General features: G+C 60.5%; 14 protein-coding genes and 2 tRNA genes. 3 read left to right on the top strand and 13 right to left on the bottom strand.

The genetic code is table 11. The features are described from left to right. Positions 1-143: 143 nt before the first annotated feature. Both VGO04_RS19365 and VGO04_RS19370 read right to left on the bottom strand, forming a co-directional pair. A complete protein-coding gene (locus tag VGO04_RS19365) occupies positions 144-1,190 on the bottom strand; it encodes an acyltransferase (RefSeq protein ID WP_327497593.1) in 1,047 nt (348 codons plus the stop codon). A gap of 364 nt (positions 1,191-1,554) precedes the next feature. Continuing rightward, positions 1,555-1,630, bottom strand: a tRNA-Phe gene (locus tag VGO04_RS19370). A gap of 140 nt (positions 1,631-1,770) precedes the next feature. On the opposite strand from VGO04_RS19370, the gene VGO04_RS19375 reads away from it, so the two are divergent. After that, a complete protein-coding gene (locus VGO04_RS19375; RefSeq protein WP_327497622.1) occupies positions 1,771-2,028 on the top strand; it encodes a hypothetical protein in 258 nt (85 codons plus the stop codon). On the opposite strand, the gene yacG is transcribed toward VGO04_RS19375, so the two are convergent. The 9 genes from yacG to VGO04_RS19420 all read right to left on the bottom strand — a co-directional run bounded on the left by yacG (position 1,966) and on the right by VGO04_RS19420 (position 8,100). Further along, positions 1,966-2,190, bottom strand: coding sequence for a DNA gyrase inhibitor YacG (yacG, locus tag VGO04_RS19380; protein WP_327497594.1), 225 nt, complete (start codon positions 2,188-2,190; stop codon positions 1,966-1,968). The genes VGO04_RS19375 and yacG overlap by 63 nt on opposite strands. Positions 2,191-2,195: 5 nt before the next feature. Next, complete coding sequence (locus VGO04_RS19385; RefSeq protein WP_327497595.1) at positions 2,196-2,816, bottom strand: Maf-like protein; 621 nt, start codon at positions 2,814-2,816, stop codon at positions 2,196-2,198. Positions 2,817-2,860: 44 nt separating this feature from the next. After that, complete coding sequence (gene infA / locus VGO04_RS19390) at positions 2,861-3,079, bottom strand: translation initiation factor IF-1 (protein ID WP_004435948.1); 219 nt, start codon at positions 3,077-3,079, stop codon at positions 2,861-2,863. A gap of 272 nt (positions 3,080-3,351) precedes the next feature. Then, positions 3,352-3,819, bottom strand: coding sequence for a low molecular weight phosphatase family protein (locus VGO04_RS19395; RefSeq protein ID WP_327497596.1), 468 nt, complete (start codon positions 3,817-3,819; stop codon positions 3,352-3,354). Positions 3,820-3,833: 14 nt separating this feature from the next. Beyond that, positions 3,834-4,310: a UPF0262 family protein gene (locus VGO04_RS19400; RefSeq protein WP_327497597.1), complete on the bottom strand. Its 477-nt coding sequence runs from the start codon at positions 4,308-4,310 to the stop codon at positions 3,834-3,836. Then, positions 4,307-5,611, bottom strand: a complete 1,305-nt coding sequence (gene hisD, locus VGO04_RS19405) for a histidinol dehydrogenase (RefSeq protein ID WP_327497598.1) — start codon at positions 5,609-5,611, stop codon at positions 4,307-4,309. The genes VGO04_RS19400 and hisD overlap by 4 nt, the downstream gene beginning before the upstream one ends. 148 nt (positions 5,612-5,759) lie before the next feature. After that, entirely contained in the window at positions 5,760-6,200 is a 441-nt protein-coding gene (locus tag VGO04_RS19410; RefSeq protein WP_327497599.1) for a DUF2948 family protein, read from the bottom strand. A gap of 105 nt (positions 6,201-6,305) precedes the next feature. Next, positions 6,306-7,598: a UDP-N-acetylglucosamine 1-carboxyvinyltransferase gene (gene murA / locus VGO04_RS19415; RefSeq protein ID WP_327497600.1), complete on the bottom strand. Its 1,293-nt coding sequence runs from the start codon at positions 7,596-7,598 to the stop codon at positions 6,306-6,308. Between the two features lie 250 nt (positions 7,599-7,848). Then, the gene (locus tag VGO04_RS19420; RefSeq protein WP_327497601.1) at positions 7,849-8,100 is read right to left on the bottom strand and encodes a hypothetical protein; all 252 of its coding nucleotides are present in this window, start codon (positions 8,098-8,100) and stop codon (positions 7,849-7,851) included. A gap of 151 nt (positions 8,101-8,251) precedes the next feature. Here VGO04_RS19420 and VGO04_RS19425 point away from each other — a divergent pair. Then, a tRNA-Thr gene (locus VGO04_RS19425) sits at positions 8,252-8,326 on the top strand. Positions 8,327-8,642: 316 nt separating this feature from the next. Further along, entirely contained in the window at positions 8,643-9,356 is a 714-nt protein-coding gene (locus VGO04_RS19430; protein ID WP_327497602.1) for a DNA helicase, read from the top strand. Positions 9,357-9,762: 406 nt separating this feature from the next. Here the strand turns inward: VGO04_RS19430 and pncB are convergent, their stop codons facing one another. Together pncB and pncA are read right to left on the bottom strand one after the other, a co-directional pair. Next, on the bottom strand, positions 9,763-11,067 hold the full coding sequence (gene pncB / locus VGO04_RS19435) for a nicotinate phosphoribosyltransferase (protein ID WP_327497603.1): 1,305 nt from the start codon (positions 11,065-11,067) through the stop codon (positions 9,763-9,765). Positions 11,068-11,106: 39 nt separating this feature from the next. Further along, positions 11,107-11,706 carry a bifunctional nicotinamidase/pyrazinamidase gene (pncA, locus tag VGO04_RS19440; RefSeq protein ID WP_327497604.1) on the bottom strand — a complete coding sequence of 200 codons (600 nt, stop codon included), beginning with the start codon at positions 11,704-11,706 and terminating at the stop codon, positions 11,107-11,109. Between the last annotated feature and the right edge of the window lie 50 nt (positions 11,707-11,756).

Consider the following 11,756-nt stretch of genomic DNA (forward strand, 5'->3'; position numbering starts at 1 on the left):
GCCACTGTGATTGTGGCGATACAACCAGATGGATGGTTAACGCACACCTAACAAAAAGGGGCCGGCCGGAATCCCGATGCAAAAATTGCGTATAGGCTGCGTGTACTTGGCAGAAGTTGCGCTCGCCACCACGCCTCTTGGGGTCAAGCCCGCTCCGCCGCAAGCGCGGCAGGCTGGGTCACCGGGAACGATGTCTTGAGCGCATCGAAATGCTTCTCGATCAGGTGCCAGGATGCCGTCGCGACGACGACGGTGGCGGTGCTCATGACGAAGAACGTGACTGGCCCCGTTTTGTAAAGATCGGGCCACTGGCCGGCGATAAGCCACCAGAGCGCCATGTGATACACATAGGTCGCGTAGCTCACCCGGCTCAAGAAACGCGTGGCCGGATTCGCCAGAAGATACGCCGAGACGCCCTTATAGCCGTTGTAGGAACTGAGCACGATCGATGAAAGCGCATAGATGCTGAGCAGCCGATAGGTCTCCGAGTGGCCAAACTCGGCGCCGATCGCGAACGGCGAAGCGATGAGTGCGATCGATGCGAGGTTGTTCACTTTGCTCGTCAGCACCGCCTTGACGTCGGCATTGTCCTTCACCAGCGCAAGGAGGGCGCCTGCGGCCACCGGATCAAACGAAAAGACGATGTTTGACCAGGCGAGAACGCCAAGCTCACGGGGATTGGCCCGCACGATGACCGAGATCGCAAAGATGATGCAGTAGGCCACGAAGATGCGGCGCCGGCTCAGGAAGAGGATGATGAGCGGAGCGGTAAGGTAGAACTGCTCGACAATGTTGAGGCTCCAGAGATGCGCTGCAACCCAGGGCTTCCAGCTTTCGTTGATGGCGAAATAGAGGTTGGACATTTGAAACGTATGCCAAACCAGACTTTCCCGGATGCCGTCCATATTGAACAGCGCAGCCACGACAAGCATCAGCAACAGCGCCGGCACCAGGCGCAGAGACCGGCGGACATAGAAATTGATGACGTTGATCGTCGCGCCGCTGTCCTTCGCCGATAGCAATATGGTGCCGATCAGGAAGCCGCTGATGATGAAGAACAGGGAAACGCGAACCGATTCCAGCGTCGGATGCTCGTTCCAGTAATGAACATAAAGAACCCCGGTCATGGCGATCACGCGAAGCCCGTCAATTTGCTCTCGCCTGCCGCCGCGCACTTCCGTCGCAGTCATGTCAGTGTCCCGCCGAATACAATTAAATAATTGCTACTTAAGTATATCCTTGGAGAGTACGCCGCTTCCGTCCACTTGTGAAGAGGCACGACCGACTGTGACCAGTTGAGACCGATCGCTTGCAGCAGCGTCTGGCCGCAGGTGGAACGCTTCGCCTTGCCACGGTGCCACGCTCGGCCCATCTCAGCCGATCGATCGGCTCCGTCGAGCGTCGTGGCGAGAAAGACGGCGATAAGCGTCGACGCGTGACGACCCATCGAGGGGCCGCGAAAGCCCATCGCAAGCAAGGTCGTGTCCATGCTGAAAACGACAACACGAGACCGCTCGGTGTACGTCTAAGACACCAGATCTTTCAAGAGAAGAATGGTGCCCGGAGGCGGATTTGAACCACCGACACGCGGATTTTCAATCCGCTGCTCTACCAACTGAGCTATCCGGGCATCCTGCCGTTTCGGGCAGCGGCTCCTTGCGGAACCCTCGGGGCGCTTGTTTGTGCCCCGGAAGCGAGCGGGGTTATAACATCTTGTTCGGCGGTGTCCAGCGGCAAATGAAAGTTTTTTGACCGAAATCCTGTGGACAGATGAAAAAACCGAAAAATCAAGCAGATTCAGAGAGATCGCGTTTCGCGTCTCTCGCCCGCTCGCGAGAAAACAGCCTTTGGCAGCCGACAGCGGTGGCGAAAATCGCCGACCTTGATGCCGGGCAGCGACGTGCGCCTGCGACGGAGAAGATATCGGGTAACGAACGCCATGCGGCGCGGTTGGCGCACAGCGCGTCAACGCTCGTCGTCGTCGGCCTTCGATTCGTCGTCGGCGACAGGGATGGCATAGGAACCTGAAAGCCAACGGTTCAGATCGACGTTCCGGCAACGGTCCGAGCAGAATGGATAGTGTTCGCGATGTGACGGCCGCCCGCATTCCGGACAGGGGCGCGGCGCGCGCAGAGGCGCAACGTTCGAAGCGCTCTTCTTGCTATCGTCGTTCGTCGTGTCGTCGGGCACCAGCTTCAGCCTTCCAGCCAGCTATTGTGCACGTCGTAGCCTTCGCCGACAAGCAGGCCAACCGTTTCGTAGAGCGGCAGGCCGACGACGTTGCTGTAGGAACCGACGAGCTTCACCACGAAGCTGCCAGCGATCCCCTGGATGCCGTAGCCGCCCGCCTTGCCGCGCCACTGGCCGGAAGCGAGATAGCTTTCGATGTCAAAACCGGAGAGGCGCTTGAAGCGAACCTTGGTGTCGACGACCTTCTGGCGCAGCGTCTTGTCCGGCGTGATGAGGCAGACACCGGTATAGACGCGATGGCTGCGGCCGGACAGCAGATGCAGGGCGCTCGAGGCTTCGCTGACGAGCTCCGGCTTCGGCAGGATGCGCCGGCCGACGCAGACGACCGTGTCGGCCGCCAGGATATAGCTTCCGTCCCAGCCGGCCTCACCCTTGATCGCGGCAAGTGCTGCCCGCGCCTTTTCGGCCGACAGCCGCCTTGCGAGCGAACGCGGATGTTCAGCGCGCTTCGGCGTTTCGTCGAGATCCATCGGCATCAGGCGCGCGGGCTCGATGCCCGCTTGCGCCAAAAGCTCGACGCGACGCGGCGAACCGGACGCAAGTATCAGTTTCTTGGCCACTGTCATCGGAACGCGGAAATGCTCCAGGAATTGCGGAGAGCCGAGCTGGCTTACTTGAAGCGGTAGGTGATGCGGCCCTTGGTGAGGTCGTAAGGGGTCATCTCAACGAGAACCTTGTCGCCCGCGAGCACGCGGATGCGGTTCTTGCGCATGCGGCCCGCCGTGTGGGCGATGATCTCATGCTCGTTTTCGAGCTTCACGCGGAAGGTCGCGTTGGGAAGCAATTCGGTGACCACGCCCGGAAATTCAAGGACTTCTTCTTTCGCCATGTAGGACTGTTCTTTCTATCTTTGTTTAGGGAACCGTCAGGTATCCCGAAAATTTGCCGGAAACTACACAATCGACGAGGATTTGTGAACCATCTAACGCCGGCTTTTGCGCTTTTGTGACGCCTACAGCGCCTGGCGTCTTAGCAGACGGGTCAAGGTCGCTGTAGCACTTTGATCTGCTGCGTGTCTTTATCCTTAATTCGATCCGGAACTAAGGAAACGAAGGCTGCGGCCGCCCGCCGACGGTGCCGGCGGTTTTCGGCTCCTTGCCCTCAGGCCTTCTTCTGATGATGCGGACCGACCAGCCGATGATTGATCAATGTCGCAAGGTGATCGCGAACGGCGCGATAGGCATCGACAATCTGCTCGCGCGTACCGACTGCCACCGTTGGGTCCGGTGTCGGCCAGTAGACCACGTCCACCGCCATGGAGCGAGTCAATTCGAGCGCCTTGTGGTGCGCTTCCGGCGCGAGCGTCACGATCAGGTCGAAGTAGTCATCTTCAAGTTCGTCCAGCGTATGCGGCTGATGACGGCCGAGGCTTAAGCCCACCTCTGCCATGACGACGTCGACAAAGGGATCGCGTTCGCCGTGCCGGACGCCTGCGGAGGCGACGTAGGTGCCGGCAGGCAGCGCCGCCTTGGCAAGCGCCTCGGCCATCGGCGAGCGAATGGCGTTCATGCCACACATGAAGAGAACCGAGCGAGGCGTTTTTCTGTCCGGTGCATCGGTTCCCGTCATGCCGGTTCCCGCTCTCAGCCGCGCCAGTAGAGCACGCAAACGAGCGTGAACAGCCGGCGGGCGGTATCGAAATCCAGCCGGATCTTGCCGGACAGGCGATCCATCAGGGTCTGCGAGCCCTCGTTGTGGATGCCGCGGCGCCCCATGTCGATGGCCTCGATCTGGCTGGGCGTCGCCGAGCGGATCGCCTCGTAGTAGCTCTCGCAGATCATGAAGTAGTCCTTCACGATCCGGCGGAACGGCGTCAGCGACAGGATGTGCGTGGCGACGCCTTCACCCTTTTCGGTCGAGATGGCGAAGACCAGCTTCGCGTCCATCAGCGAGAGATTGAGCTTGTAGGGACCGCCGGGATGGCCGGCCGGCTCGAACAGGTTTTCTTCGAGCAGGTCGAAGATCGCAACCGCGCGCTCATGTTCCACGTCAGGGGTCGAGCGGCCGATGGTCTCGTCCAGAACGACATCGCAGAGGCGCAGGTTGCGGTCCGCCTTCATCCGGCATCCCCGAGATTGAGGCGAATGGCGACGGAGCGCGCATGGGCCTCCAAGCCCTCGGATTTTGCCAGCACGATCGCCGCCGGCCCGAGGATCCGCAGTTGCTCCGGATCGAGCCGCAGGATCGACGTGCGCTTCATATAGTCGAGTACGCCGAGACCGGAGGAAAACCGCGCCGAACGCGCCGTCGGCAAGACGTGGTTGGAGCCGCCGACATAATCACCGATGACTTCAGGCGTGTGGCGCCCGACGAAGATCGCGCCGGCATTGCGGATCTTTTCGACCATCGGATCGGGATTGGCGAGCGCCAGCTCCAGATGCTCTGCCGCAATGCGATTGGCAAGCGGCACGGCGTCTTCGAGATCGGGCACCAGAATGACGGCGCCGAAATCGCGCCAGCTGGCCGATGCGGTTTCAGCCCGCGGCAGCGTCTTCAACTGCCGCTCCACCGCTTCCTCGACCGCCTGACCGAATTGCGCATCGTCGGTGATCAGGATCGACTGAGCACCGACGTCGTGTTCGGCCTGGGCCAGCAGATCGGCGGCTATCCAGTCCGGATCGTTGTACTTGTCGGCAATGACCAGGACTTCCGAGGGACCGGCGATCATGTCGATGCCGACGGTGCCGAAGACCTGGCGCTTGGCCGCGGCCACATAGGCATTGCCGGGACCGACGATCTTGGCGACCGGCGCAATCGTCTCGGTGCCATAGGCAAGGGCAGCAACCGCCTGCGCGCCGCCGATGCGGTAGATTTCCTCGACGCCGGCAAGCCTTGCAGCGGCAAGCACCGCCGGGTTGATCTTGCCGCCCATGGCCGGCACCACCATGACGATGCGGGGAACGCCGGCGACCTTTGCCGGAAGCGCGTTCATCAGCACCGAACTCGGATAGCTCGCCGTGCCGCCGGGCACATAAAGACCGACGGCATCGACGGCCGTCCAGCGCGAGCCAAGGCCGACGCCCATGGAATCTTCGTAGATGTCGTCCTTCGGCCGCTGGCGTGCGTGATGGGCTTCAATGCGGGTGGCGGCAACTTTCAGCGCGCCCAGCACCTCCGGCTCGACCGCCTGGATCGCCGCATCGATCTCGGCGGCACTGACCACCATCGGCGTCACCGAGAAATCGACACCGTCGAAGCGCTTGGAATAGTCGGCGAGTGCTGCGTCGCCGCGCAGGCGCACCTCGTCGATGATGGCCTTGACCACCGCATTGACGTCCTCGGACACCTCACGCTTGGTCGTCAGGAATGACGCGAACTTTTGTTCGAAGTCACCGTCGAGATTATTGAGCCTGATTGCCAAAGGAAACGTCCTTGTATGCCGGTGTCGTTGCGGTCTACAGCGCCGCGCGTCTTTGCAAGACGCGCCAAGGTCGCTGTAACACTTGAAAGCTGCTGCATAATTTTGTCCTTAAACCGATTCCGATTTAAGGAATTATGCAGTAGCAGCGTCAAGCGCCTTCAGGATGCTTGGGCTTGAAAGCGGTTTCCCACGCCCCGCCGGTATCCGCAAGCTGCGTTTCGATGCATTCAACGTCAAGCGCGATCGAGGCATCGCCGGCAAGAAGCAGTTCGATCGTTCCCTCGGGTGCCTCGCCGCGAACCGTGAACTTCAGCGCCAGGAGGGCCAGCACCGCCTCGTCATCGCGCCGGCTGAAGCCGACGGAGCGCACCGCATTCACGCGCTTGAAAAGAAGAAGAGCACGCCGGCGCTCGAACGAACGACGCTTGCCCTCGGCCGTCTCCCAGACGAAGCGGTTTACGATCAGCGAAAACTGCTTGCGGCGGGCGTCGTATTCGAGCCCCGACACCTTGAACACGGCGTCCTGGACGTGAGCAGAGACGACAGCGAGATCTTCCTCGTCGAGCGCCAGCAGTTTCAGACCGTCCATGCCGTCCATTCCTTTCGTTTCGCTGCACATCGTCCGTGCCACAATTGAAATGGACATAGGATGTCACGCCTGAAACCGCAACGGTTTCAGGCGTGACGGCTCAAATCAGTCGCTGACGCGCTCGACATGCGCGCCGCAGCGGGTGAGCTTTTCTTCCAGCCGCTCGAAGCCGCGGTCGAGGTGATAGACGCGCGAGACCATGGTTTCGCCTTCGGCGGCAAGACCGGCGATGACGAGCGAAACCGAGGCGCGAAGGTCGGTCGCCATGACTGGCGCGCCCTTGAGGCGGCTCACGCCCTCGATCTTCGCCGTCTGGCCGGAGAGCGAGATCTTGGCGCCGAGACGGGCGAGTTCCTGCACGTGCATGAAACGGTTTTCAAAGATCGTCTCGGTGATGTGCGACGTGCCCTTCGCCATGGTCATCAGACCCATGAACTGCGCCTGCAGGTCGGTCGGGAAGCCCGGGAAGGGATCGGTGACGATATCGACCGGCTTGATGCCGGCGCCGTTGCGCACGACGCGGATACCGCTGTTGGTCTCGGTGATTTCGGCACCGGCGCGGCGGATCGCTTCGAGTGCGGTGTCGAGCAATGCCATGTCGGTGTCTTCGAGAATGACGTCGCCGCCGGTCATGGCAACGGCCATGGCATAAGTGCCGGTCTCGATGCGATCAGGAAGAACGCGGTGACGCGCGCCGGAGAGCGAGCGCACGCCCTCGATGGTAATCGTCGAGGTGCCCTGGCCGGTGATCTTGGCGCCCATGGCGTTGAGGCAGTTGGCAAGGTCGACGACTTCAGGCTCGCGTGCCGCGTTGCCGAGCACCGTGGTGCCATTGGCAAGGGTCGCTGCCATCATCAGCACGTGGGTCGCTCCGACGGAAACCTTCGGGAAGGTGTAGCGTGCGCCGACCAGGCCGCCTGCGGGCGCCGTCGCGTTGACGTAACCGCTATCGATCTCGATGTTGGCGCTGAGCGCCTGGAGGCCCTCGATGAAGAGATCGACCGGGCGCGTGCCAATGGCGCAGCCGCCGGGCAGCGAAACCCGCGCCTTGCCTTCGCGCGCGAGAAGCGGGCCGATGACCCAGAAGCTTGCGCGCATCTTCGAGACCAGCTCGTAAGGGGCGGTCGTATCGACGATGTTGCGGCAGGTGAAGTGGATGGTGCGGGCGTAGCTTTCGCCCTGGCGTTCACGGCGGCCATTGACCGAGATGTCGGCGCCATGGTTGCCGAGAATACGGATCAGCTGTTCGACGTCGGCCAGATGCGGCACGTTTTCGAGCGTCAGCGTGTCGTCGGTCAGAAGCGACGCGATCATCAGCGGCAGGGCCGCATTCTTTGCGCCGGAAATCGGGATGACGCCGTTAAGCTTGTTGCCGCCTACAATCCTGATGCGATCCATGAGGCCTCTCGAACGGGCTTGGCCCGCCTTTCCAAAAAAATCCGATGTTGTCTGAAGGCGCTCTTTAGTCGAGACGCCGCGAAATTAGAAGTACCTTGAACGGCGCTCATCCCCGCAAGCGCAAAGGTCGCCGCAACAATCAGTCGATCCCCTCGGATTTGCATTGATCCGGGGAATTATGCCTTGGATGTCAGACAGCCCCCGCTGCCTGCGATGGAAAGCCGACGGAAAACGCCGCCGCTTAACCGTATTAATCTTGGGATTCGTCCGTTTTTGCGGCAGGAAGGCCGCTGACCTCATCGGCGGCTCCGGAACGCCGCGCCCGCATCTGCTGCTTGCGGCGCATGAGGTTGTCGCGCAAGTTCCTGGCAAGGCGCGCCTTTTTCAGGTCCGCTTCGGTCGTGTCCTTCTTCTTTTCCTTGCGCGCTCTGCCTTCGCCCTGCAGCCCATCGGGCGCCGACGCGGCTTTTTCGCCTTCTTTATCGTCTGTTTGCATGTTCATGCCTTAGCGCAAAACCGGGACCTTCGGAAGCCGCGAGGACTTTTCTCACAGGTCTTCGCGAAAAACTTTGAAATGCTGCTTGCACTCCCCGTCCAGCTATGGCAATAGCCCCCTCGCTTGATGCGGCTGACACACGAACCGGCCGCCAGATGCTGCTATAGCTCAGGGGTAGAGCACTCCCTTGGTAAGGGAGAGGCCGAGAGTTCAAATCTCTCTAGCAGCACCATTTTCTCTCAGGAAATTCAATCAATTACTTTTGGTCTGCTCTCAGCAGAACCGCGTCCGCTTTAACGTGTGTTGATCCAGAGCTTTCGTTTCGTCCGCATCGGCTGACGCCTCCCCCTTTGCGACGACACCGGCTATCGCAGGACAATTCCTCTCCACCATCATCTGCGCTATCCTTCGATTCGGGCACGCCCATGCCTCCCCCCTCCAAATCGGGAAAGTAGACTTCATACGGGGCACCTTCATCATCGAACCGACTGTTCGGGCATTGAGCACAAGGAGGGGCTGCGAAGATCGCTCGCATCAGGAGGTTACCGATGAAACTGTCTGCGCCCATCTATCATTTGAAGCGCAGGGCCAAGCGCCTGTCGCGCGATGAAGGCATTCCGCTTCATGCGGCGCTCGATCGCATTGCCGTCGACGAGGGGTATGCCGGCTGGAGTTTGCTGGCGGCAAGGAATGCGGCGGCCCTCTCTGCACCCGAAGCGCCGGATCAACTTCGTCCGGGAGATCTCGTTCTCCTCGGTGCGCGGCCGGGCCAGGGCAAAACGTTGAAAAGCCTCGAGTTTGCCGTGGACACGATGAAGGCAGGGCATCGCGCGTACTTCTTCACCTTGGAATACACCGTGGCGGATGTTGTCGAGCGTTTCGCGGCCATCGGCGCGGACTATGCGCAATTTTCCGCGCTCTTCGACATCGACTGCTCCGATGCGATCAGCGCCGACTACATCATCAAGGCGCTTGGGTCAGCGGCACCAGGAACGCTGGTCATCGTCGACTACCTGCAGCTTCTCGACCAGAAGCGGGAAAACCCTGAACTTGGCGAACAAATCCGTAGTCTTAGGGCGTTTGCGCAAGCGCGCGGCTTGATCGTCATCTTCATTTCTCAGATCAACCGGTCCTATGACGCGACGGTGAAACCACTTCCCGACATTGACGATATCCGGATGCCGAACCCGCTCGACCTCAGGCTTTTCGACAAAGCCTGTTTCCTGAGCAAGGGCGCCATGCACTTCCGGGCAATGACCTGAGGCTCAGCCACCTGGCTGACATCGGGAACGTATTGGCCCATGCCGCGTTACCGTTTCAAAGGAAGCAACGCGGAGGCTTGCAAATGAAAGGCATCGTACTCTGGCTCATGGGCGTGCCGCTCATCGTCATCATCCTTCTCTACATGTTCGTGTTTTAGAGAAACTATACGCAACGGTAAGTTGGCACCTTAACGCAACCTTAAGATTCCACTGCCAGATTTGACATTGCGATGATGGACAATCGCAACATCTTTGATCCCCATTTGAAACCGGCTTCTGCCGGTTTCTTTTTGCTCAACAACTCCGGACGAAAAACCGCTTCGCACTTTTACTGGAGTTGTAATCTCTTGACGCTCCACAACTCCGGACGAAAAACCGCTTCGCACTTTTCCTGGAGTTGTTCTGGTCAGACCTTGACCGCCTGCTCGACGAAATCCTGCGACCCGAAGAACTTGAGGTACCGTTCGACTTCGGCCGGCTCACCGGTCGCCTTGCGTGGATTGTCGGAGAGTTTCACCGCCGGGCGGCCGTTCGCCTCGCTGACCTTGCAGACGATCGAGATCGGGTTGAGGCCACGGATTTCCGTCGGCGCGCAATCGGCGAAGTCATTGGTGAGGTTGGTGCCCCAGCCGAAGCTCATGCGCACACGTCCCTCGAAATGTCGGTAGGTTTCGATGATGGTGTCGACATCGAGACCGTCGGAGAAGATCAGCAGCTTCTCACGCGGGTCACGGCCCATCTTCTTCCACCAGACGAGGATCTTCTCCCCACCTTCGATCGGGGGTGCGCTATCGGGACGGAAACCCGTCCAGTCGGCCACCCACTTCGGTGCGTCACGCAGAAACGCCGCCGTCCCGAACGCGTCGGGCAGCACGATCAACAGGTTGCCGCCATAGAGCTGGTTCCAGTCCTGCAGCACCTTGTAGGGGGCAGCGGCCAGTTCCTTGTCGTTGCGGGCAAGGGCGGCTGCCACCATCGGCAATTCGTGCGCGTTGGTGCCGAGCGCTTCCAGATCGTTGGCCATGGCGAGCAGCACGTTGCTGGTGCCGGAGAAGGAACTGCCGATGCCTTCCTTCAGCGCCTCGACGCACCAGCGCTGCCAGAGGAAACTGTGGCGGCGACGCGTGCCGAAATCTGAAATCCTGAGATTGGGATACTGCCTGAGGCGCTCGACCTTGGACCACATCTTCGCCTTGGCACGGGCATAGAGCACGTCGAGCGTAAAGGGGCCGAGGCCCTTCATCGCCGAGCGCGAACGCAGCTCGTTGATGATCGCAAGCGCCGGAATTTCCCACATGGTGGTCTCTGCCCAGCGCCCCCGGAAGGTCAGCTCGAACTGCCCGTCGCGGCGCTTCAGCTCATAGTCCGGCAGGCGGAACTTTGCGAGCCAGGCGAGGAACTCTGGCGAGAAGATCTGCTTGCGACCGTAGAAGGTATTGCCGGCGAGCCAGATCATCTCCTTCTTGGAGAAGCGCAGCTCGCGCGCATGGTCGAGCTGCTCGCGCAGTTCATGCTCATCGATCTCGTCGGCAAGTCGCACCGTCTTCGTGCGGTTGATCAGCGAGAAGGTCGCATCGACATCCGGGTACAGCTGCCAGATCATCTGCAGCATCAATAGCTTGTAGAAATCCGTATCGAGCAGGCTGCGCACGATCGGATCGAGCTTCCAGGTATGGTTATACACTCGCCTGGCGATATCGGTCTTCGTCATCGGTGAAATTGCTCCTTCCTCTGAAGCGGGGCCTCGACCCTAATTCAGCTCGACGCCGGCATCGCGCATGCGCGTCACCATGGCCTGTAGCGAACCGTTGAGGTCGATGCCCCGACAGGCGTCGAGAACGACGGATGTCGAAAAGCCCTGGGCCACCGCATCAAGCGCCGAAAACGCGACGCAGAAATCCGTCGCCAGCCCGCAGAGCGTCACTTTGCGAATGCCGCGATCCCTGAGATAGCCGGTGAGGCCGGTCGGGGTTCGACGGTCGTTTTCGAAGAATGCAGAATAGCTGTCGATTTCCGGCCGGAAACCCTTGCGGATCACGAGCTCGGCGCGGGTCCATTCGAGTGCCGGGTGGAACTCGGCACCGGTACTGCCCTGCACACAATGGTCGGGCCAAAGCGTCTGGGCGCCGTAAGGCATGGCAATCATCTCAAACGGGGCCTTGCCGGGATGGCTGGAGGCAAAGCTCGAATGGCGGGCCGGGTGCCAATCCTGCGTCAAGACGACATGTTCGAAGCGACCGATGAGCCCGTTGATCATTGGCACGATCTCGTCGCCGCCTTCAACGGCAAGCGCTCCGCCCGGGCAGAAATCATTCTGCACATCCACGACGATCAACGCTTTATCTGCCATCACCTGACCCCTTGGGCAATCAACCTTCATCGATCACCAAAATCGATTTA

It is taken from the genome of Ensifer sp. (assembly GCF_035999185.1).
In the GTDB taxonomy this organism is placed as follows: Bacteria; Pseudomonadota; Alphaproteobacteria; order Rhizobiales; family Rhizobiaceae; genus Ensifer.